The sequence below is a fragment of the Micromonospora sp. NPDC004540 genome, assembly GCF_040610095.1.
Classification (GTDB): Bacteria; Actinomycetota; Actinomycetes; order Mycobacteriales; family Micromonosporaceae; genus Micromonospora.
This window is the reverse complement of the sequence record NZ_JBEXLR010000005.1, coordinates 1-20,954: the sequence shown is the minus strand read 5'-3', so window position 1 is coordinate 20,954 and position 20,954 is coordinate 1. Positions and strand designations below refer to the sequence as shown.

At 68.5% G+C, this 20,954-nt stretch carries 21 protein-coding genes; 12 read left to right on the top strand and 9 right to left on the bottom strand.

Going from position 1 to position 20,954, the window contains the following annotated elements:
* Positions 1–190 precede the first annotated feature (190 nt).
* Both ABZV78_RS02935 and ABZV78_RS02930 read right to left on the bottom strand, forming a co-directional pair.
* Positions 191–886, bottom strand: a complete 696-nt coding sequence (locus tag ABZV78_RS02935; RefSeq protein WP_355635081.1) for a response regulator transcription factor — start codon at positions 884–886, stop codon at positions 191–193.
* On the bottom strand, positions 883–2,847 hold the full coding sequence (locus ABZV78_RS02930; RefSeq protein ID WP_355635080.1) for a histidine kinase: 1,965 nt from the start codon (positions 2,845–2,847) through the stop codon (positions 883–885). Before ABZV78_RS02930 ends, ABZV78_RS02935 begins: the two co-directional genes overlap by 4 nt.
* A gap of 249 nt (positions 2,848–3,096) precedes the next feature.
* Here ABZV78_RS02930 and ABZV78_RS02925 point away from each other — a divergent pair, with 249 nt between their 5' ends.
* Both ABZV78_RS02925 and ABZV78_RS02920 read left to right on the top strand, forming a co-directional pair.
* Positions 3,097–3,597, top strand: a complete 501-nt coding sequence (locus ABZV78_RS02925) for a hypothetical protein (protein WP_355635079.1) — start codon at positions 3,097–3,099, stop codon at positions 3,595–3,597.
* Positions 3,598–3,834: 237 nt separating this feature from the next.
* Complete coding sequence (locus ABZV78_RS02920) at positions 3,835–4,527, top strand: hypothetical protein (RefSeq protein WP_355635078.1); 693 nt, start codon at positions 3,835–3,837, stop codon at positions 4,525–4,527.
* Here ABZV78_RS02920 and ABZV78_RS02915 read toward each other — a convergent pair.
* Complete coding sequence (locus ABZV78_RS02915) at positions 4,511–4,945, bottom strand: hypothetical protein (RefSeq protein WP_355635077.1); 435 nt, start codon at positions 4,943–4,945, stop codon at positions 4,511–4,513. The two genes, ABZV78_RS02920 and ABZV78_RS02915, sit on opposite strands and share 17 nt — an antisense overlap.
* Before the next feature lie 232 nt (positions 4,946–5,177).
* On the opposite strand from ABZV78_RS02915, the gene ABZV78_RS02910 reads away from it, so the two are divergent.
* From ABZV78_RS02910 to ABZV78_RS02900, 3 genes are all read left to right on the top strand, one after another.
* Complete coding sequence (locus ABZV78_RS02910; protein WP_355635076.1) at positions 5,178–6,047, top strand: alpha/beta hydrolase; 870 nt, start codon at positions 5,178–5,180, stop codon at positions 6,045–6,047.
* 245 nt (positions 6,048–6,292) lie between these two features.
* Positions 6,293–7,057: an NAD(P)H-binding protein gene (locus ABZV78_RS02905; protein WP_355635075.1), complete on the top strand. Its 765-nt coding sequence runs from the start codon at positions 6,293–6,295 to the stop codon at positions 7,055–7,057.
* A 68-nt stretch (positions 7,058–7,125) separates the two neighbouring features.
* A complete protein-coding gene (locus tag ABZV78_RS02900; protein ID WP_355635074.1) occupies positions 7,126–7,506 on the top strand; it encodes an EamA family transporter in 381 nt (126 codons plus the stop codon).
* A 401-nt stretch (positions 7,507–7,907) separates the two neighbouring features.
* Here the strand turns inward: ABZV78_RS02900 and ABZV78_RS02895 are convergent, their stop codons facing one another.
* On the bottom strand, positions 7,908–9,017 hold the full coding sequence (locus tag ABZV78_RS02895) for a VCBS repeat-containing protein (RefSeq protein ID WP_355635073.1): 1,110 nt from the start codon (positions 9,015–9,017) through the stop codon (positions 7,908–7,910).
* A gap of 1,907 nt (positions 9,018–10,924) precedes the next feature.
* Here ABZV78_RS02895 and ABZV78_RS02890 point away from each other — a divergent pair.
* Positions 10,925–11,704, top strand: a complete 780-nt coding sequence (locus ABZV78_RS02890) for a transposase family protein (protein WP_355635145.1) — start codon at positions 10,925–10,927, stop codon at positions 11,702–11,704.
* Positions 11,705–12,205: 501 nt separating this feature from the next.
* Here ABZV78_RS02890 and ABZV78_RS02885 read toward each other — a convergent pair.
* Together ABZV78_RS02885 and ABZV78_RS02880 are read right to left on the bottom strand one after the other, a co-directional pair.
* The gene (locus ABZV78_RS02885; protein WP_355635072.1) at positions 12,206–12,547 is read right to left on the bottom strand and encodes a hypothetical protein; all 342 of its coding nucleotides are present in this window, start codon (positions 12,545–12,547) and stop codon (positions 12,206–12,208) included.
* A 435-nt stretch (positions 12,548–12,982) separates the two neighbouring features.
* A complete protein-coding gene (locus tag ABZV78_RS02880; RefSeq protein WP_355635071.1) occupies positions 12,983–13,678 on the bottom strand; it encodes a hypothetical protein in 696 nt (231 codons plus the stop codon).
* Between the two features lie 286 nt (positions 13,679–13,964).
* Here ABZV78_RS02880 and ABZV78_RS02875 point away from each other — a divergent pair, with 286 nt between their 5' ends.
* Entirely contained in the window at positions 13,965–14,645 is a 681-nt protein-coding gene (locus ABZV78_RS02875; RefSeq protein WP_355635070.1) for a hypothetical protein, read from the top strand.
* A 191-nt stretch (positions 14,646–14,836) separates the two neighbouring features.
* Here ABZV78_RS02875 and ABZV78_RS02870 read toward each other — a convergent pair whose 3' ends face one another.
* Entirely contained in the window at positions 14,837–15,163 is a 327-nt protein-coding gene (locus ABZV78_RS02870) for a TraR/DksA C4-type zinc finger protein (RefSeq protein WP_355635069.1), read from the bottom strand.
* Between the two features lie 68 nt (positions 15,164–15,231).
* Positions 15,232–15,747, bottom strand: coding sequence for a GNAT family N-acetyltransferase (locus ABZV78_RS02865; protein WP_355635068.1), 516 nt, complete (start codon positions 15,745–15,747; stop codon positions 15,232–15,234).
* A 409-nt stretch (positions 15,748–16,156) separates the two neighbouring features.
* Here ABZV78_RS02865 and ABZV78_RS02860 point away from each other — a divergent pair, with 409 nt between their 5' ends.
* The 3 genes from ABZV78_RS02860 to ABZV78_RS02850 all read left to right on the top strand — a co-directional run bounded on the left by ABZV78_RS02860 (position 16,157) and on the right by ABZV78_RS02850 (position 18,199).
* Positions 16,157–16,735 (top strand): alpha/beta fold hydrolase, encoded by a 579-nt coding sequence (locus tag ABZV78_RS02860; protein ID WP_355635067.1) that lies wholly within the window; start codon positions 16,157–16,159, stop codon positions 16,733–16,735.
* An 81-nt stretch (positions 16,736–16,816) separates the two neighbouring features.
* Positions 16,817–17,596, top strand: coding sequence for a transposase family protein (locus ABZV78_RS02855; RefSeq protein ID WP_355635144.1), 780 nt, complete (start codon positions 16,817–16,819; stop codon positions 17,594–17,596).
* A 372-nt stretch (positions 17,597–17,968) separates the two neighbouring features.
* Entirely contained in the window at positions 17,969–18,199 is a 231-nt protein-coding gene (locus ABZV78_RS02850; protein WP_355635066.1) for a hypothetical protein, read from the top strand.
* Between the two features lie 382 nt (positions 18,200–18,581).
* Here ABZV78_RS02850 and ABZV78_RS02845 read toward each other — a convergent pair whose 3' ends face one another.
* Positions 18,582–19,064, bottom strand: coding sequence for a hypothetical protein (locus tag ABZV78_RS02845; RefSeq protein ID WP_355635065.1), 483 nt, complete (start codon positions 19,062–19,064; stop codon positions 18,582–18,584).
* Between the two features lie 405 nt (positions 19,065–19,469).
* Here ABZV78_RS02845 and ABZV78_RS02840 point away from each other — a divergent pair, with 405 nt between their 5' ends.
* Together ABZV78_RS02840 and ABZV78_RS02835 are read left to right on the top strand one after the other, a co-directional pair.
* On the top strand, positions 19,470–19,964 hold the full coding sequence (locus ABZV78_RS02840; protein WP_355635064.1) for a hypothetical protein: 495 nt from the start codon (positions 19,470–19,472) through the stop codon (positions 19,962–19,964).
* Positions 19,965–20,238: 274 nt separating this feature from the next.
* On the top strand, positions 20,239–20,622 hold the full coding sequence (locus tag ABZV78_RS02835; protein WP_355635063.1) for a VOC family protein: 384 nt from the start codon (positions 20,239–20,241) through the stop codon (positions 20,620–20,622).
* Positions 20,623–20,954 lie beyond the last annotated feature (332 nt).

Below are 20,954 nucleotides of genomic sequence, written 5' to 3'. Positions count from 1 at the left end.
GAGCACGAGGAGAACGCTGGACAGAACGGGGATGAGGGACGAACTCGTGCTCCTGATCAGGTCACCGCGCCGGCTCGTGCAGGTGCCGAGGTGTCCCGGCCAACCGGGTCGACGGGTCCACATGAGGGCACGGAGCCAGTTCAAGGTCGCGTCAGGCCCGGCCGGCGGGGACACCCTCCCAGAATCCCGTTCAGAGTCCTGAGCCGTGGTCGCGGCCAAGTCCCGCGTCGCGGCCCTTGACTATCGCCGCCGCACGGTCCGGCACCTGCAGCTTTGTCAGCACGGTCGAGATGTGGTTGCGCACCGTCTTCTCCGACAACACGAGCCGCCTGGCGATCTCGTGGTTGCGGCAGCCGGCCGACATCAGGTCGAGAACCTCCCGCTCGCGCGGCGTGAGGTCCGGGAACACCTGGGCGGAGAAGTCTTTCTGCGCTCCGGTGAAGAAGGCCATGATCCGGCGGGCGACGGCAGCGCCGTACACCGCGTCGCCGGTCGCGACGGCCAGCACGGCGCGGACGATCTCATCGCGCTCGGCGCCCTTCACCAGATACCCGTGCGCGCCGGCGCGGAGCGCCCCGAAAACCGCCTCGTCGTCCTCGTGCATGGTCAGGACGAGCACCCGTACGCCGGGCCAGCGTGCCCTGATCCGTCGGGTCGCCGCGGCGCCGTCCACCCCGGGCATCGCGAGATCGGTGAGCACGACGTCGGGTTGGGTCCGCTCCACGAGGGCGATCAGCTGCTCGCCGTCCGGCGCCTCCCCCAGCACCTCTATGGAGTCCGCTCCGCTCAACGCCGAGCGGAGGCCGAATCGGAACATCGGGTGATCGTCAGCAATGACAACCCGGACCGGCGGGCGGTCTCCGCTTCCGCCGACGTGCGGGCTCACGACGCGTCCTCGATCGGGAGGCGGGCGACGACTGTCGTGCCACCCCGGCCGGAACGCACCTCGAGGCTGCCGCCGACCGACTCTGCCCGCCGGCGCATGGACGGCAGGCCGACCCCGGTCCCCGCCCCGGGGCCGGTCATTCCGCTTCCGTCGTCGGCGATCGTCACGACGAGTTCGTGCCGGCCGGTCGGCAGTTGCGCTCTCGTCATCGCCACGCTGGCGGTTCGGGCGTTCGCGTGCCGGACGACGTTGGTCAGCGCTTCCTGGGTGATCCGGTAGGTCGCGGCTTCGACGGGAAGCGTCAACGTCGGTAGGTCGTCGATGTCCAGGGAGACCTCGACGGCCCCGTTGACCGAGTCGGCGTGCCGGCGTACGGCATTGACGAGGCCGAGTTCGTCCAGGGTGACCGGACGGAGGTCGTCGATGATCCGGCGGACGTCGTTCACCGTGGTGGTGACCTCCTCCCGCAACCGACCGACGATGGCCTGCGCCGTCGTGGCGTCGGCGGCGGTGATCGCGTCGTCGATCGCCTGCAGTCCGAGTCCGATGCCGGCCAGGGCCGGACCGAGCCCGTCGTGCAGGTCCCGACCGAGACGCTGACGTTCCGATCGGGTCGCGGCAACCACCCGGTCGCGCTCCACCTGCAGGGCCTCCATGAGGTCGACGGCGCGCAGCACCACCGCGACCTGCGGCGCCAGCAGCCCGAGCACGCGGCGGTCGTCGGGCGTGAACGGCGATGCGTGGTGCCGGTGCCCGACCTGCAGCTCACCGATGCGCTGACCCTCGAGGAGAAGGGGTATCGCCTCGTGGCCGCCGGCGACGACGTCCACCTCCCCGGCGGCATAGCCACGGTCCGGGCGCGCCACCGCCACCGGCCGGCCGTCCACCGCGACCACCGCCGCCCACGGGGCCCGTACGGCATCCGCCACCCCGGCCAAGACCCCGGCGAGCGCGTCGCCCTCGGCCGCGACGGTGCCGCCGACCCGGGTGACCGCCTCGAGCGGGTCCCGGCGGGCTCCGTACACGAAGCGGTCCACGCCGAGCTGCAGGCGGTCCCGCAGCGGGGTGATGCCCACCGCCACCAGGGCGGCGGCCACGACGCCGGGCAGCCGGCCGTGGTCGAGCAGGCTTCCGGCGAAGGCCGACACGCAGAAGTACACCCCTACGACGGCGGCGGTGAGCGTGCCGTAGGTGAGGGCGGGGCGCAGCACGATGCCGAGCAGGCGGTAGCGGATGACGCCGACACCCACCGCGACCGGTACGAGGAGCGCGACAACGGCGAGCACGGGCCGCGGCAGCGGGACGAAGAACGCGCCCAGGGTCAGCGGGATCACCGCGGCGACGAGCCAGGCGAGTTGCACTCGCTGAGGACCGCGAGCCCGTACCAGCCGCACGGCTGTCGCCACCCAGATCGTGACCGTGCCGCAGATGATCGTCGCGAAGCAGGCGACGACGCCGACCGTTGTCCACCAGCCGGTGGGCAGGACCGCCGGGGCTTGGCCCGCGCCGACATCGTCGTAGGAGTCCTGGCTGAACGTCGCACCGACGGTGAGTACGGCCATGGCGATGACGACGCCGAGCACCGGCCACCGCCACCAACGGGCCGGCAGGCGACCGGTGGGATAAAGGGCCAGCAGGACGTTCGCCTGCAGCAGCAGCGACGGGAAATAGATCATGACGGTGAGCAGGCCCACCCAGTCGGCGTACGGCCAGGGCGGGTCGGCCCGCGTGCCGAACGCGCCGTAGGTGTTGCCGCTGTTCGAGACGGACTGCAGCGCCCCGACCAGCACGAGAAGCCAGCCGATCCGGTTGCGCGGGCGCAGCGTGACCAGCAGCGCTCCGGTGACGACCCAGGCCAGCCCGGCCACGGCGACGGCCGGGACCGGATCGAGGCCCTCCCCCAGCGGCGGCTGCGTGCTCGCCCAGCCCACCAGCGCGGCCATGGCGACGGACGCTGCCACGACCAGCCACGCGAGCAGAACGGGCACTCGCGTCCCACGCACGCGGACCGAGCCAGCGGGCTCCACCTCATGGTTCACGCGCTCATTGTCAGTCAGCGGTTGTCCCGCACAACACCACCGATGTCCCGGATCAGCCGGGCAGTCGTCCCGGGTGCGATCGCGACCGCGGTCCCATGCGCCCGACCGTCCGGGCGCCCGAGTCTCACTGCCACAGCCGTCGCCCGACGGCCCGCTGCGAGAGGAACTCCGATGACGACTCACCTTGACAACCCGACCGCCACTTCCGCCGAGCGCCGGCCCAACCTGGCGGTCGTCGGGGCCGTCGGCGGTACGGTCGCCGCCCTGCTCGCGGTGATCTCCACGACCGTCGACACCCCGTTCCGTCCGAAGGAGGGGCCGACCTCGGGCCAGTGGGGAATCTTCCCCGACGCCTCGGCGGGAGAGATCGCGGCGCACGCCGGCATCGCCCTGCTCGCCGCGGTGGTCGTCTTCGCGGTGGCGGCGCGGGTCGCCCTGCGGCGTGAGCCCGGCTCGACCGCGGTGTGGTCGCTGGTGCTCGCGATCCTCGGCCTGCCCACCGGCATCGTCGTCTACTGGTCCGGGCTGCCGGCCGCGCTCGGCATCGCGGCGATCGTGTTGGGGCTGGACGCGCGGCGCCGCCTGGGCCGGCTCCCGGTCAGCGCCGCCGTCGGGATCGGGCTCGGAGCGGTCGTCCTGCTCGCCAATTCGATGCTGGTCTTCGCGAGCTGACGCACGTCACGCCATGATCGCCGCTCCGGCAGCGGCGATCATGGCGTACCTCCGGTGCCCGTCGCTCCCCACCAAGCCGCCATCGAAGCCGTCGGGGGCTGGCGAGGTCACGGTGTGCGAGGTCGTCCGGTGCATGGGTGGATCCTGTCGGACTCCGCGAGCCGCGGGAGCCCCACGTGACACCAACCGGTTGGGCCTGACCGCTGTCGGCTTGGGCCGAAGTGGCAAGCTGCCGTGGTGTTTGCGGAGCCGCGCGGCGACTACACCTGGCTGTTCAACCTGGTAGCGACTGATCCGGTCAGCCGCAACCGTGCGCTTGCCCGTCATCAGGCAATGCTCGCCGCGGCGACCGACGCACTGCACCTGTCCAATGGCCTGTGGGCCGCGCACTACCGGTCGAGGTCCAGCCAGACTCGCCTCGGTGCGGCATTGGACCAGGCACGCGCCGACTTCCGGTGGCATCAGGAGCAGACGATCTACGGTCCTCTGCACGCCTTCCGGGACGCCGGGGACGGTGACGATGTCGCCCGTGCGCTGTGGGCGCCGTTCGCCGTCCTGTACCTGCGGTGGGAAGCGGAATATCCCGACGAGTGGGGAGCGCCGGAGTCGTGGATGTGGTCCCGCTGGGGAACCAAGGAGGCGATTCTTCGCCGGCTCGATCGCGGCGGTCTCCCGGAGGACGTCCAGTCTCAGATCGCTGAGCTGATCCTCGCGGCGCTGGGGCGACCGTATCGGTGCAAGGACTGGATGTATGCCTGCCTGGTCCGCCACCTCGACGACCCGTTGTTCCTCAACAGGGTGGAGATGCTGGCTGCCGCCGATGACCCGTTGGTCCGGCTCCGAGCGCAGTTCGTTCTGCACGTGGCCACGCACCGCGAGCAACGGACGACCCGCACGAGCTGGCGACGGTGGCTCAACGCAGCCCCCTGACCTGCCGGCTGCTGGCAAGCGCAATTCGACGGTACGGGCGGCCACCCTCCAGCGTCAGCCGTGCCGCGTCCCCGGCCGTGCTGATCGCCACGCAGGTCCTAGGGGTGTCGGGAAGCCAGCCGACCGGGCGGCAGCTGCGCCCACCGTCGGGCGTCGGCCAGCCCTTGCTCAGCAGGTGGTCCCACATCCGTCGGGCCACCTGTTCGGCCGACTCGCCCGCCCGGCCGGCGACGCGGTAGGAGACGGCGCAACGACCGGTGCCGCACTCCGCGACGCCGCCCGCGCCCCGAACGGCGAGCCCGCCCGGCAGCGGACCGAGTTCCTGCACCGACGGTACGAACCGGTCGTCGTTGAAGTCCCAGGCCGCGGCCGGAATGCAGCCCAAGGCGACGAAGGGCAAGGGCGGCTGGTCGGTCATCGTTGCCTGGCGGAAAGGGTTCCGATGAGTTTCCGCCCCGCCAGTCGTCCATCTCTGAGCACCAACCCCAGTCACACACGTTCGACGCGACGCAGACCACCGGCGGGGACGCGTAGCTTGTGCCGGCGTCCCCGCGCCACCAGTCCACGACGCCGCCCTGGAGGTTCATGATGTATCCAACGGTCCACTCGTTGCGCACGTCCGGCGGCGTCATCGCGACGGCGGAGGCGTGATGACGACGGTCGAGGCGGACGGCGTCACGCTCGGGGTCGAGCACTTCGGCGACGTGGGGGCGCCGCTCGTTCTGCTCGCGGGCGGCACGACCATGCTCTCCTGGCCCGATGCACTCTGCGTGGCGCTCGCACGCCGCGGGCGCCACGTTGTCCGTTACGACCTGCGCGATTCCGGCGCGTCGACCACCGTCGATCCGGAGGCTCCGGCGTACACGCTGCGCGATCTTGCAGCCGACGCCGCGGCGCTCGCCCGCGAACTCGACGACCGGCCGGCGCACCTGGCGGGCATCGGCGTTGGCGGGATGGTCGCCCAGGTCGCCGCGCTCGACCACCCGGACGCGTTCTCGGCGCTCACCCTCGCCGGAACGCGGCCTGTCGCTCCAGGCCCGGTGGACGACGACCTGCCTGACCATGACGCGGCGACGATGGGCCGGCTGTTCTCGCGTTCGATGCCCGACTGGTCCGACCGCGCCGCGGTGGCCGAGTTTGCCGCCGGAGGCGCGGAGATCCTCGGTGACGACCCCGTCGCCGCGCGCGCGACCGCCGAGCGCAGATGGGACCGCGCGCCGGGCACGGAACCTGCGGTGCAGATGGCCAACCATCTGGGCATGGTGTTCGCCAAGCTCGACTGCACGCCGCGCTGGCGCGAGCGCCTGTCCGAGCTCGCGATTCCGACGCTGGTGGTGCACGGTCGCCGCGACCCTTTCTTCCCTCTCGGCAACGGCAAAGCGCTCGCCCGCGAGATCCCTGGTGCGCGGCTGCTCGTGCTCGAACGGGCGGCGACGGCGATCCCTGATGCGGCCGCCGGTGAGGTCGCGGCGGCGATGCTCGCGCTCCAGGATGTACCCGGCCGCCACCTTGGTTGCTGACCGCCTTCTCACGGAGGATCGGCGCATCGGCTTGCCACACCACCTACCCGCGGCCGCTCGCCCTGCCGTTGGTGGTGTACCTGGCGCTGCCCTGCACGGGCCCGGTCGGGCAGGGCGATTCCGGTCCCGCGGCACGTCACCCTCGCCTACCCTGAAGCTCCGCGGGGCGGTGCTCGCTAAAGGTCCGGCGTGTGGTTCCGACACGTCCGGTGCGCCTCGCACCGGGTCTGAGACAGGAGCCAGACATGCGTGTGGCCGTCGCCGGCGCATCCGGCAACATCGGGTCCCTGACCGTGGCCGCCCTACGCCGCCATGGCCACGATCCCGTCCCGATCAGCCGGTCCCACGGTGTCGACCTGGTGGCCGGCAGCGGGCTGGACGCGGCGTTGACCGGGGCCGACGTCGTCGTCGACGCGATCAGCGCGCCGGCGGCCGACCGCGAGGCCACCGTGGCGTACTTCGGCGCCGCCACCCGGAACCTGCTGAGGGCCGAGCAGGATGCGGGGGTCCGGCACCACGTCCTGCTCTCCATCGTCGAGGTGCACCGCATCGCCGGAACCGCGCACTACTCCGGCAAGCGGGAACAGGAGCGCCTGGTCTCGGCCGGAGACGTGCCCTGGACCATCGTCCCTGTCACCCAGTTCTTCGACTTCGGCGCGACGGTGGCCACGTGGACCGAGCGTGACGGCACAGCCTACCTCGCGCCGCTGCTCGTCCAGCCGATCGCACCGGCCGACGTCGCCGAGGTCCTTGCCGAGGTGGCCGGTGGGCCGCCGCAGGGGCGTCACCGCGACGTGGCCGGCCCCGACCGTCACGATCTCGTGGACATGGCCCGCCGGACCCACCGGGCGCTCGGGCGCGAGATGAGACTCGTCCCCACCTGGGAGGCGATCCTCGGCGCGGACATGGCGGGCAACGTGTTGCTGCCGGGACCGGACGCCCGCATAGCGCCCACGACCTTCGACGACTGGCTCGCGGACCAGGAGGCGGGCCGGGCGCGGCCGCGGTAGCGACCGTCCTGCTCGGGGCACGACCCCTACGATTTCCGGGCGACGGCGACGGAGCCTTTCCCACGGGCGTGATCCGCGTAATCTACGCGTCCACGGCGGCACCCGCGAAGGTCGGCCTGACCTCGCTGACCCTGCCGGCCGGTGGCCTGACATCGATCCAGTCGGACCCGAAGGCCGCGATCGCCGTCGTGGTCTGGGGCATTGTCGCCACCGGGATCACCTTCCACCTCACCTACAGGATCATCGCCGCTGAGGGCGCCACCAACGCCGCGACGGTCGGCTATCTGCTGCCCGTGGTCTCGGTGGCACTGGGGGCCATCCTGCTCGACGAGCGTTTCAGCCTCCGGATCGCCGCCGGGATGGTGGTCGTGCTCGTCGGGGTCGGCCTGACCCGCCGGCACAAGCGGGCGCTGTCGCCAGCGGCGTCGGCGGAAATCCGGCAGCGTTGACCGCACCGAGAGCTTGACCCCATTCCAGCGAAAGAAGGGACGGGACGCAGCCGGCGTGTGATCGCACCTCCACCATTGAGCGAGCGGAATGCGGCAGATCCGGATACGGCTACAACCGTCCTCGCGCGCGACTGTTACCCGAGCAGCGGACAACCTGGCGATAGCAGGGTTGTACGCCTGTGCCCAAGATAGCCAACGAAGCCGTTAGCGATCGGCGAAGAGGGCAGGAGTCGAGAGCGAGACCCGCTGAGTTCCAGGGGCGGCCAGACCGACCAGGCGAGGGCGACATCATGGCCGGCGTCGCCCCGAGGAACACCAGGACTGCAGGGACGCCGGCAGTGAACCACGTGCCGGGCGGGCGGCGAGGCCGACCCAAGCACGTGGTCCACAGGCGGCGAGTGTCAGAGCTGCCGAAGGATGGCCACTTTGTCGTAAGCGACGGCGACGACGTCCGGCTTCCCGTCCCCGGTGACGTCACCGATGGCCAGGGAGTCCGCCTGGGGGCCGACCCCGTCGACCCTGTTCGTCGTGTACCCGCCGAGCTGTCCGGTCGACCGCTGCAGATAGACGCTCACCGCGAGCCAACTGTTGTGCGCGACGACCAGGTCCTTGCGGCCGTCGCCGGTCAGATCGCCGACAGTGAGGCCAGAGGCACTGTCGTAGGCGGGATATCTGGTCGGCGTCGTCGCGAGCCCACCGGCGCCCTGCGCGAAGACCTGGACGGCGGCGTCCGGAGTGTTGCCGTCAACGCTGGTCACCAGGTCGGCCCGGCCATCGCCAGTCACGTCACCGACCGCCGCGCCTTGGCCGACACGGCGGAAGCCGCTTTCGTCCGCGGGCGTCCGGTAGGTCGTCGCCGGCCCGAAGGAACCATCTGCGCGGCGCAGCCGCACCCACGTGCCGTGGCCGTAGAATTGCGCGATGTCGATGCGGGCATCTCCGTTCAGGTCGGCGGCGAACACCTGGTCCACTGGTATGCCCGCGATGATCGGGCCGGTAATCGTCCGATATGCCTGGAAGGCATGCGCCGCAGTCTGCCTGTAGATCCTGACCTCGCCCGGCCGTGCGCCGACGACAAGATCCGGCCGTCCGTCCCCGGTCATATCCGCGATCGCCACGTCCCCGGCGCCCCCGGAGACCAGCAGCGGCGCGGCGAGGCGCCCGCCCCGCTGAAACAGCACATCGACGCCAGCGGACGACGACATTGCCACGTCCGTGCGGCCGTCGCCGTCGATGTCGGCGACCGCGAGTTGCACGTTGCTGTTGTAACCGCCGTGCGCCTTGATCCTGGTGGGAGCGCCGTAAGTGTGGTCGGACCGCTGGGCGAAGACCAGCACAGAACTCGTCTGCGTGCCGTCGACGGCATCGATGCCGACGACGATGTCGCGTCGCCCGTCACCGGTGACGTCGGCGACAGTGACGGCGCTGGTCGCAGTCGACCCCGTGGCAAGGTACTTGGCGGCCGCGAATGTCCCTCCACTCGCCGCCTCAGCGGGCAGCGGCACCGCCACCCCGACCGCTATGGCGAGCGTCGCGGCGATACCGACTCTTACACCTCTGTCCATTGTGCCCCCGTCATGTCCTGGCCCTCGATCGACGACCGTTCACGCGCCACGTGCCCTGATCACCTACGTCGCAAACCCCTGCCACGCCAACCTGTGGACAGGCATGCACGCCCGCGCGTGCTGAACTCCTTGTCAATCACCCGCCGATCATCACTGAGGCTCGCAACATCCGTGCCGTTGATGAAACGGGAGGTGACCTCTTCGGACACGCCGAAGAAATCACCAAGCAAGAAGCCCTGGCCAGGAGGTTGCTGGTGGGATTCGAGTCTCAGCCCCCCCGGGATCTATACCGCCAGCAACACGGCCGGCCCCAGAGGCGTACGCCGATGCGGCAGACTCTCTTGAGTGGCGTCAGCGGGCCACGACGACAGCCGGCACCGGCCAGGCGGGGAGCGTTGAAGGCTGACCTCTTCGGTCTTCTCTGGGAGGTCACGCCGGACGGCTCGCCCGCATCATCGCAGGTCAGAGCCCTCCGCTCTGCCCGGCCTCGGTGAGCCATTCGGGCACAGTGACCACTTCGCCAACCTGCACCCAATCTGCTCCCACTTGCAAGGCCAAGGCACTCAGCGGCTGCTTACCGCTCTGACCTGTGCATACTCCCCTGTCAGGGGACATAGATTGCGCTCGACTGCTGCTCAAAATGGCTGAGCACTCCGTGTGAAGCGGGACGCTGCACCGGCTCTGACCTGCGGTGATGAGAAGCCGCAGGTGGGGGCGGGTGCAGTTGAGCGCCGTTGCGTGCTGTTGGATGCGGTTGAACGCGGTTCAGCGCGCCCCACTGCTCCCCACGTGCTCCCCGATCCTGGCGCACGAACGCGCGGTCGCCCGGGCGCCTCGGCACTTCGCTTCGGCACGTCTCCAAAGAGCAGCACCGAGGCTGACGTTTACTCAGCGTGGCCGCGCGCTGAGACACGACGCGCACGGTCGGGGGCATGACCGTGTGCCACGCGGACAGCGGCATGTCAGTGCATTGAGGGACGCCAGTAGGGACGCCCCGATGGGCGTTACGGCCTGAAGCGCGTGGGGCCAGTGGCGCAGAAGGACGTGGTTACCGCTTCCCCGTCGGGCAGACACTGGCCATCAACCAGCGCTCTGTCGCGCAGCGGCTCACCGAGATTGACCTCGTAAGAAACCTGATTGTTGCCGGGGCACGCTGCCGCACCGGGCGGCTTCAGAGCGACGCTGAAAGTCACGACGACCTCAGACTCGCTCATGTGAATCTCCGGCGCCAAGACCTGCCCCGTGACCCCGCCGTTGCAGCCCAGTCGCGAAACGAGGGCAACGAACGTCGTGGACGATCTCTGAAGGCGCTGGCCCGGACTGAGATCCCAGACAGCAGCATCGCCACCCGCGCTCGTCTGTGTCGATGAACTCGACTCGGCCCCAGAAGTCTCAACTGATCCTGCGGTAGCTGGTTCGGTTGTGGCGCCGCATGCCGTCAGGGCCGTCAGGGACGCCCACATCAGCACCGAGCCAAGCCGAAATCGGGTCATCATGTCGATGAGACCTAATACCGCCTCAATCGGTTCCCCCCAACCTCGGAACGCACGGATCCCGGCATGATCGGACGCTGACCTGGCGCGCGGTCAGCGGCAGAAGCGGGCGTCTTTCGGGAGCCGATCGCCAATCTCCGTGGCTGCATGGCGTCGGGCTGGCGGTGTGTCGTGCGAAGATCCGCCTGTGACGGTTCTTCTTGAACACGGCGGCCGACAGTTCCAAGTCATGGCCTACCACGACGCGATTCGGCATGACGGTCCGGCGCTTGAACTGGCCGAACTGGTAAACGGCGAGCTAAGGGACGTCTCGTAACCCCGGTGTCTGTCTGCTAAGGACGATCATCAAGGATGCCTGACGTGCAGGTGATCTCCGCAGCGCGCGCCGAGTGGATCTTCCCGTTCACTGGCCTGCAGCCGGCCCAGTTCCGCCGGCTGGTCCGCCTGGTCGCCGAGCGTGGCGGGGACGCCATCGCAGATGGCCGGCCGGGGAGGCAGTGGGCCCTTGACCTGCCCGACCGGGTGCTGCTGGTGGCGGCGTACTGGCGGACCAACCTGACGATGCGGCAGATCGGTCCGCTGTTCGGGGTGTCGCACTCGGCCGCCCATCGGGTCATCGACACCGTCGGGCCGCTGCTGGCACTGGCGCCGGTCCGCCGGCGGCCGGTCGACCAGATCGCGATCGTCGACGGCACGCTGATTCCGACGCGGGATCACCGACTTGCGGCGCCGAGCAAGAACTACCGCTACTCGACGAACCTGCAGGTCGCCATCGACGCCAGCACCAGGATGGTCATCGCCGTCGGTGACCCGCAGCCCGGCAACCGCAATGACACGATCGTGTACCGGACCAGCGGCATCGACCAGAAGCTGGACGGGCGGCCGGTCATGGCCGACGGCGGCTACCGCGGCAACCCCGACGTGATCATCCCGTACCGCAAGCCCAGCGACGGGAGCCCGCTGTCGGAGTGGAAGGAAGACCTGAATGCTCAGCACCGCACCATCCGAGCGCAGGTCGAACACGCCCTGGCCAGGATGAAGTGCTGGAAGATCCTGCGCGACTACCGCCGCGCCGCCCGCACATTGACCCACACCGCTTCCGGCATCGCCCACCTGCACAACATCGCCCTCGCCGGGTGAGCACCAACCCGGTCGCGGGCAACGCCTTCATCGAGTTACGAGACGTCCCTTAGGTCCGGCTCTCGTAACGATCCTGTTCTCCGACGACAGCAGCGGTGCGGACGAGGTTCTGCTGATCGACTGCGGCCTGCCGTTGCAGATCCTGACAGCATTTATGGAGGAAATCGCGCAAGAAGGACGTCGCATGCGCGGGGCGGATTCGCCCACGATCCGAAGAAGCGCCGCGATGTAGGCGGACGATACGCCAGCTCGTGTTCGGCACCGAGCCGTTCGACGAACGCACGCTTCTCCGCATGTGCGTGCGCCGATCGCGCTCGGATCAACGCGCGACTCGCGGCAAATCCGGATCCCCTGCCCGCTCGCCGTCGCGCAAGCCAGGGAGCAGGAGCTCGCGTTGGAGCGGCCCGGCGGCACCATCCGTTACAGGGACTCCTGCGAGCCAGGGCCTCACGAACCCGCCTACCGACACCTGGCGCGCACCGGCGGCGGCCAACACGCCCGTCAGCTCCCGGCATCCAACGCTCCCGAATCGTCGCCTGGCCCGGCCCGCTCGAACACGCCCCTGCCGTTCACGCGCCAGTTCGCCTGGATGCCGGTTGGTCGTTGGAGCCGTCGTCGTACCTGCTCCACGTCGTCCAAGCGGAATGAGTCCGGCATCCGGAAATAGACGATGCCGTCCACGACCGTCGGGTGGAGCCCGAGGTTGGCCAGCGATTGTGTTGCCGCGTCGCAGGTATCCGCGGTTGGCACAACGTATGCGCGTCCATCTTCATTCTCGCAACAGCTCCGCGTGTCGCACACAGCCCACAGGCTGGCCAGCAGTCCGGCAACGCCTCGATCCACGCACGCCTCCTTGCCGTACGCTCGGAGATGAACCTGGCGGTGCCTGACTGCGATCAGTCCGCCGTTCGTCTTCCGGCAGGCCGGACATAGTGGATAGGGCCCAAGTACGACCGGCATCACTACCCCCAAGCCGAGAAGATCAGGCGTCGAGTTGCCGACTCGCGACTCGCGCCCGAAAGCGTAGCGGCTGCCCCCAAGCACCTACCGCCGCGCTCCCTCCTGCTTTACCTTGCCTTGCCTTCCCTGTCCGGCACCCGACCAAGATCGGGTGCGCGCTCATCGGCAGTTTCGAGCAGCGGCCCACCGACGTCGAGTCACGCTGCGTGACACGCGGATCGCGGCAAATCCGTGTACCCGATCACGGTGCTCGCCGGCCCTCGGCGAAGGTGCGGCGTGCTCGTTGTCTGCGGGTCAGCCGACCGCGCCGCTCATCAGTCACGGATGGGGACGGAGGCAGGTGCGCCCCGGGCTGACCGAATGGGAACACAGGGTGCACCACAACGCCGGTACCGTCTCGTGAACTGTTGCCCCAAAGACCCTGGGGTTGGCATCGGCCGCCTGAGCCGGCGATCGGGCAAAGTACCGCACGGTCCACTCGTCGCGTTCAGGCGGCCAGGCGCTCAGGTTGGCTTGGACGGCTACGCCGTCATCCTCGTCCAGCCACCAGAGCTGGGTTGGGCCGGTCGCCTCGGGTACGCGTTGCGGCAAGTGCCGCTCGTCCCCCACGGGGATGACGTCACGCGGCGTGTAGCAGGCGAAGGTCCGGTGAAACCAGCCGCAGACCGATACGAGCAGTGCGTGGCTTTCCAGACGCTGGTCGACGGAGCGGTCAATTACTCGATACGACCACCGGCCGGGTCCCATAGCGGTCCGGCCGTCGGCGAGAACGTCAACGGGCCAGGTCCAGTCGCCGTCCAGGATGCCAGTGAAGGCCAGCCCGAGCGGGCTACGGCGAACTACCGCACCACCGTCGAGGCCGTATTCCATACCGTTAGGGCCGAGGACGGGGTACCAAAGGCCGCCGTAGCGCTCCTCGAACTTGACCATCGCTTCGACCAACTCGCTGGGCGCTGCCTCGATCCGGTCGTCGATGCGGAGTACGGCCGTCGAGCGGATGTCGGTGCCGGCCATGCACGGCATCCGGCGGGACCGCTGCGCGAGGACAGCTCGGGCACGTCCAGACATGCTCGGATCATCAAGAACGAATACCCCGACAACCTACCACCGACTCTCGCCCATAGGCCTGCTTGCGACTTCTGGCCCGAACCAACAACGCACTCTCCTCGGCATGACGACGCGCGGCGCCAGGCGCAACTGACGCGCGGACAGCGGCATGAGCCTGCATCGCCGCCGAGGTCTCGCGGACGCCTGGGGGGGTACGTGACGATGTTGTGCTGTCTCGGCGTAGATTCCCCCGGTGAGTGCGTACGACACCTCCGCCAAGCTGCCTTCCATCGGCGTGCTGCGGGACCGTTGCAAGGCACTCGCCGTGCTGGAGTGCATCCTCGACGGTGGTGAGCCCTACTACGCCTACACGCGCGCCTGGGGTGACGACGAGGCGGCGTTGATGAACAACGGCAGCGGCGACGAGTGGGCGGTCGTGTTCACCGCGGGGGGCGCGTTCATCCGTGTGTTCGACCACGAGTCGGCGATGGCGCCCTACCGCAATCCGGACCGGGAGCTGTGGCCCGGACTGCTCGACGGCATCCCGGCGGTGTTCCGTCCGCAGATCGAGGAACCAGCGTTCGGCGACGAGGAGGGACGCTTCCTCGCCACCGCTGTACTGTGGCGGCTCTTCGGTGACGACCGCTGGCACGCCGGCGAAGGAATCACGTTCCCCCCGCTCCGCGGACCGTACGACGACAACGCCTCGGACGGCTCTGGGTTGCTCGAGATCCTGCTCGACGACATCGTCGACCGGTACGTCACGTTTGCCGAGGACTACTACGAGATCGAGGTGGATCCGACGGTGGTCGAGCACGTTGTCGCGCACCGCCCGCTCACTGACTTCGTTGTGCAGGCTTTGAACCCAGAGATGACCGTTGCCAGGCTGCACGAGGACATCGCCGCGATTGGGTATTCGATCGTGGCCGCGTGACGTCAGTCCCGTACCTGGACCCCCTAGGCAGCACACTGGTCACTCAACGCAGTACCGGAAGCTGAAGCAATGACTGATCGGTTACGGCCTGTGACGCCTGATCGGCGGCAGTTGAGCGCATCTGGTCGTGGCCCGCGTAAACGCTTCGCTGGAATTAGTGAGCGCCCCCAGTGTTGACTCTCCTTGATGCCCTAGGCGCATGCCATGCAGAAGCGAGCGAACGGCCGCGCGGCGAGCCGTTCATCGCCGATCGGCTGCCCGCATCGTTCGCAGACGCCGTAGGTCGCCGCGTCCACCCGACGCAGCGCGTCGTTAACGTCGGCGATCCGCCCCCGCGCCCCGGCAAGCAGCGCGGTCAACTGGGCGCGTTCGAAGCCGATGGTGGCGCCCTCCGGGTCGTGCTCGTCGTCGGCATTCGAATCCCGCGATGCCAGGAACAGCGCCTCCAGATCCTGGGCCAGCGTCGCCGCCTCAGCCTCCGCCCTCGCTCGCAGCCTCAGCAGTTCATCCCGGACCATGTGTGTAGCCTAACGGCCTCCAGCCGGCACAGCAGGCCATGGAGGGGACGTGCACGGGTGGCGGCAGATCAGTGCACAGGCGGTGGCAAACGATCTGACTCTTGGTAGTTGAGCGATTTGCGCATCTGTTGTGTCACGACGTGATAGCCGGAAGTCTCATACAGCCGGATCGCCCGGGCGTTGTCGCGGAAGACGTTGAGCTCTAGGCGACCCACGCCACGGGAGCGCACTGCGTCCTCGGCAGCAGCGAGGAGCGCGCGTCCGTAGCCGACTCCGCGGTACGTCTCATCGATCTCGATGTCGTAGATGAACGCGCAGTCGGGCGCACCGCGCGGGTGCGTCAAGCCCAGCCACAACACGCCAACATAGGTGCCGTCGGGAAGCACGGCCTTCAAGAACAGCATTCCTGCAGTCGCAAAGCCATCCGGCAACAGGACGTCGTTTGCCTTGGTGGCCAACGCGAGGGCCTCGTCCGTGGGCCAATTGCCGGCTGCTACCTGCTCATCAGCGAATGATCGGATGGTACGGTCACGCCACTCCTCGAACTCGTTCCTCGTCATGTCCCGCACGATCAACTCAGGCACAGCGTGATGGTCCCACACCAACCGATGGGCGGCTGTCCCCGTTGTCCACGCGAGCATCACGTCGGCCGCATGCACTCATCTCGGCTACTTGTTTCATTGACCTGCGACCGTTGCCCGGCCAGACTTCGGTCGAGACACCCGGGCTATGTGACCGATGAGGCCCATACGAGGCAACGTTTTCCCCAAGCTGACGGCCTACCTCGAGGACAATCCGTGGATTGAGCGTCCGTGGGAACGCGCAGCCAGCTGGCCACGCACGCACTCATCGGCCGGACGCGACCGAGCGGCGTGACGTCGCGTAGCGCGCGCCTCGCGCGGCTGGAACGGGCCCGGTGGGTCGCCGGGGCTTCGCGCGGGCCGGGAGCGGGTATCGAACTGGATCGTCACGAGGGCGCGAAGGTGGATCGTCATGGCAGGGACCCGGCAGATCCTGTTCATCCAGGGCGGCGGCGCAGGCGCGCACGACGAATGGGACGACAAGCTGTTCGACAGCCTGAGACGGGAGCTCGGGGATGGGTACGAGGTCCGCTACCCGCGCATGCCCGACGAAGACGACCCGAGCTACGCCAGGTGGAGCGCGGCCATCCGGCGTGAGATGACGGCCTTGGACGACGACGCAGTCGTCGTCGGCCATTCGGTGGGCGCGACGATCCTCATCAACGCGCTCGCCGAGCGGCCACCGGAGCCGGAGCTCGGGGCGATCGTGCTGGTCGCCGCTCCGTTCGTCGGTGCGGGCGGCTGGCCCGGCGACGAATTCGAGTTGCCGCACGACCTCGGAGCGAGGCTGCCACAAGGCGTGCCGGTTCATGTGTTCCATGGGCTCCAGGACGAAACTGCCCCACCGTCGCACGCTGACCTGTACGCCCACGCAATCCCGCAGGCACAGCTGCACCTGCTGCCCGGACGCGATCACCAGCTGAACAATGACCTGAGCGAGGTGGCGAAGACGATCGCTCCTGACGACCTCGGATCCGCCACCCAGGAATAGCCTCGGCTGCTCCGTCGTCCTAAGGGACGTCTCGTAACCCCGGTGTCTGTCTGCTAAGGACGATCATCAAGGATGCCTGACGTGCAGGTGATCTCCGCAGCGCGCGCCGAGTGGATCTTCCCGTTCACTGGCCTGCAGCCGGCCCAGTTCCGCCGGCTGGTCCGCCTGGTCGCCGAGCGTGGCGGGGACGCCATCGCAGATGGCCGGCCGGGGAGGCAGTGGGCCCTTGACCTGCCCGACCGGGTGCTGCTGGTGGCGGCGTACTGGCGGACCAACCTGACGATGCGGCAGATCGGTCCGCTGTTCGGGGTGTCGCACTCGGCCGCCCATCGGGTCATCGACACCGTCGGGCCGCTGCTGGCACTGGCGCCGGTCCGCCGGCGGCCGGTCGACCAGATCGCGATCGTCGACGGCACGCTGATTCCGACGCGGGATCACCGACTTGCGGCGCCGAGCAAGAACTACCGCTACTCGACGAACCTGCAGGTCGCCATCGACGCCAGCACCAGGCTGGTCATCGCCGTCGGTGACCCGCAGCCCGGCAACCGCAATGACACGATCGTGTACCGGACCAGCGGCATCGACCAGAAGCTGGACGGGCGGCCGGTCATGGCCGACGGCGGCTACCGCGGCAACCCCGACGTGATCATCCCGTACCGCAAGCCCAGCGACGGGAGCCCGCTGTCGGAGTGGAAGGAAGACCTGAATGCTCAGCACCGCACCATCCGAGCGCAGGTCGAACACGCCCTGGCCAGGATGAAGTGCTGGAAGATCCTGCGCGACTACCGCCGCGCCGCCCGCACATTGACCCACACCGCTTCCGGCATCGCCCACCTGCACAACATCGCCCTCGCCGGGTAAGCACCAACCCGGTCGCGGGCAACGCCTTCATCGAGTTACGAGACGTCCCTTAGCTAAGGTCGTCCGCATGGCTGACGCTGTCGTGCTCCCCGGCGGTAGGTACGGACCGGGCGCTCCCCTGCTGATGTTTGCCGGCGATGTGGCGGAGCAGCGGGGCGCGACGGTGCATCGATACTCGTGGTCCCAGGAGTTCCCGAAGCCCGATCAGCCAGAAATTGCGCGCTGGGTCGGCCGTGAGGTCACTCCGCTGATCGACACCGTTGGCGGTCGTCCACTGCTGATCGCCAGTCGCTCGGCACGAATGCGGCAGCGATTGCCGCCGAAAGATCCTTGCCCGCCGTGTGGCTCACGCCCTTGCTCACCCTGCCGTGGGTGGCTGATGCGTTGGGCCGTGCCACCGCGCCCTTCCTGCTCGTGGGTGGCACCGCCGACAAAGTGTGGGCCGGTGACACCGCCCGCCGGCTGTCACCCCATCTGCTGGAGGTGGAAGGCGCGGATCACGGCATGTACGTACCCGGCCCGCTTACCGAGTCGATCGCAGTGCTCAGCCGAGTCGTGGTCGCCGTGGAGGAGTTCCTCGACGCGATCCGCTGGCCGAGCTAGACCCCAGCCGTCAGGCTGCTACCCAGTCCCGGGTATTCCTCGCCACAGGTACACCGGTCGCGGCCTGCGTGGTGCAAGTTCATTGGGCGGCCCGCAACCTACGCAGCACGAAATCAAATTGCCCGCCTCGAGCAGCGGAAACGCCTCTCGACATCTCACACCACTCCCCCGCCGACCGTCGACCTCTTGCGGACCATGCGGGCTTGGCTGTACGGATGGCTGTACGACAGGCCGCTGCTGACCATCTGATCCGTAGGAGCATCCACGCTCGGTTCCTCCCCCGCTCGCCTCGGCGGCAGCTCTGCGCCGATGTTCCCTTAATGGCGGCCGGTTGCGCTTCGCTGGGTCAAGCTGGGGTCACCTGACCCTGCCGAAGATCTCGCTAGTTGTCCTCGGCGACCACGTAGGGCGTGTAGCCGATGGGAAGCTCCGTTACCTCCAGTTCGCTGAAGATCAGCGTAAGGTTGTGGACGTTCATCTCGATGCGGACCTCGTGGAAGTCGATCCCGACTCGTTCTGCCCAGTCCTGAGCGCGCCGCGAGTCGGTGATCAGTTCCGCCCCGGGATAGACCGATTGCCACCTCACGGCCCACACGTGGCCGTCGAGATCCGGCCCGATCTCCGGGTCCGTCAGCCGTTCGTCCAACGACTCGCGCCAGATCTGTGGGTTCAAGGCGGTGCGCGTCTCAGCCTCGACGCAGAACCTAAAGAGGTATCGGAGGTGCGTCGGCTGAATACCGGCGCTCGGGGCGGCCGGCACGTAGACGATGACCTCGTAGTCGCGCATGTAGTTGGTGAAGGCGTGGTACAGCACCGCCTGGTCGAAGACGTCGTCCAGGTCTCGGCGCAACTGGGTGATCTCCACGCCGCCTGTTCTATCAACCTGCTCGGCAGGGCCGCTGACCAACGGACGTCACGCGGTTTAGGAAGTGTCGATACAGCTGGTAGCGGCACGGCATTGATCTGGCTTGACCTGCGTCGTCACGCCCGCGGCCACGTCCAGGAGGTGACCGCCGTTGACCCCTCGTCTCCCGCCCGATCGGGCACGCAACGGGCACGGCGGAAACCCGTCTGGTCGCGCCCGCACCGTCAGTTTGAAAGCTGCTTGATCACCGGAGTTCATGTTCGAACCGGCTGGTCGGTCAGGAGCGATGCTGTGGTGACCGCTCGTGTCCGTTCGCGACGTGGTCGGATCCGGCTACTGGCACATGGATGGCACGTTCGAACAACCATCGCAGCCAGGTGAGCACAATCGTGGCAATGTGGCGTCATGACGTCGGATGATGCACCTCTGGCTCCCTATGTTCCGGCACACGGAAAGGGTGTCGAAGGTGACTACCTGGTCTGGTTGGCCTACAACGAGCCCTCCGCAGAGATCTTCCTGGCTCGAGCAGGCATCGAGGCTGGACAGGTCTACCGGACATGGGACGCCGGGTTCGGTGCCGTCCTCACTGGTGAGCAGGTCGAGGCGGTGCGCCGCATTCCCGGCGTGGCCCTGGTCGAGCAGGACACCGAGGGGCGACCCACGCCGTACACGAGAGCCACCCCTGGCGAGCGTGTTGACGGTTCCTACATCGTCGAAGTCGCGCCGGGCGCAGATCCGACTGTCGTAGCGGCGCGCTTGGGAATCGCACCGACGGCCGTTCTCAGGCATGCGCTGCTTGGCTTCGGTGCCGAGATGAGCGATGTCCAACTTGATCGGGTCCGCCGTGACCCTGAAGTGACGCACGTTTGGGACGACGCCCGTATGTATGTGGCTGATTAGGACTACGTGGCTCTCACCCGCACTGCGGTATCCGCATGTGCGCTGTCGGTCGGCGACTTGCGGACTAGATGCGGACTGCGGGTCCGGCGGCCCCGAGCGTCAGTTTGGAAGAGCGTGCTCAACCGGTCGTGATGCCTGAAAGGCCTACGGCCGCCGGCTGACCGGTTGCTTTTCGTGCCCGCTCGTGACCGCTGCGCGCCCCAGTTACTGGCCCACGGATGGCCCGGGCGGAATGTCGTTGACGGGCAGTGGACTCGAACCTAACGTCCGCTCGGTGACTTACCAGTTTCATCACATCACGCTGCGCGTAAGCGACTTGGAACGTTCTCGCCGCTTCTATGAGGGAGTCCTTGGGCTGCGGGTGGATCAAGACTTTCCGGGTGAGAAGCTGCGGTTCAGGCTGGGGGGCACCTCAACCAGCCTCGTGCTTCACCCGGCCCTACCCGGCACGCCTTCCGGCGACCGCTTCACCGAAGCGCGCATCGGCCTGGACCACATCGCCATCGGCGTGCCCGCGGGCGAAGTGGCACGCCTCGCCGACGTGCTGGCGGCGAACGAGGTCCCGAACAGCGGAGTGAAGGCGGACTCGAAGGGTCCAGCGATGATTGTCTTCCGCGACCCGGACAACATCCAGTGGGAGCTGTTCGAGGAGTTGTGATCTGGGCTGGCATCGCGAGCTGGGCGGATCTCCTCGTCGGGCAGTCGTAGACCGTCCAGCCTCCCCGGACGGGGACAAGGTGGAGCGCCTCACCAGCCGAACGACCTTGGCCCCGTCCGGGGAGGCTGGTAGCCCTTGTGGTGCCCGGCGAGGTGATCCGCTCCTGGCCGATCTCTGAGGAGGGCCGGGGTTCGGGGCGGAGCCCCGAGGTCTTCTACGTCATGGTCGTCCGTCAGCGTGGCCGGCCGGCCCGGCCGATGCCGGCCGAAGGTCGCCAGCAGGCCGGGGCCGGGCAGGCGCGGGCCCCCGGGGGGGGGGCGTGGGCGGGGGGT

What these genes read in the sequence shown, in the direction of transcription:
- ABZV78_RS02925 (WP_355635079.1), top strand. Translation starts at nt 3,097, where the DNA reads ATGACGACTCACCTTGACAACCCGACCGCCACTTCCGCCGAGCGCCGG.
- ABZV78_RS02915 (WP_355635077.1), bottom strand. Translation starts at nt 4,945, where the DNA reads ATGACCGACCAGCCGCCCTTGCCCTTCGTCGCCTTGGGCTGCATTCCG.
- ABZV78_RS02910 (WP_355635076.1), top strand. Translation starts at nt 5,178, where the DNA reads ATGACGACGGTCGAGGCGGACGGCGTCACGCTCGGGGTCGAGCACTTC.
- ABZV78_RS02905 (WP_355635075.1), top strand. Translation starts at nt 6,293, where the DNA reads ATGCGTGTGGCCGTCGCCGGCGCATCCGGCAACATCGGGTCCCTGACC.
- ABZV78_RS02880 (WP_355635071.1), bottom strand. Translation starts at nt 13,678, where the DNA reads ATGGCCGGCACCGACATCCGCTCGACGGCCGTACTCCGCATCGACGAC.
- ABZV78_RS02870 (WP_355635069.1), bottom strand. Translation starts at nt 15,163, where the DNA reads ATGGTCCGGGATGAACTGCTGAGGCTGCGAGCGAGGGCGGAGGCTGAG.
- ABZV78_RS02860 (WP_355635067.1), top strand. Translation starts at nt 16,157, where the DNA reads ATGGCAGGGACCCGGCAGATCCTGTTCATCCAGGGCGGCGGCGCAGGC.
- ABZV78_RS02840 (WP_355635064.1), top strand. Translation starts at nt 19,470, where the DNA reads ATGACGTCGGATGATGCACCTCTGGCTCCCTATGTTCCGGCACACGGA.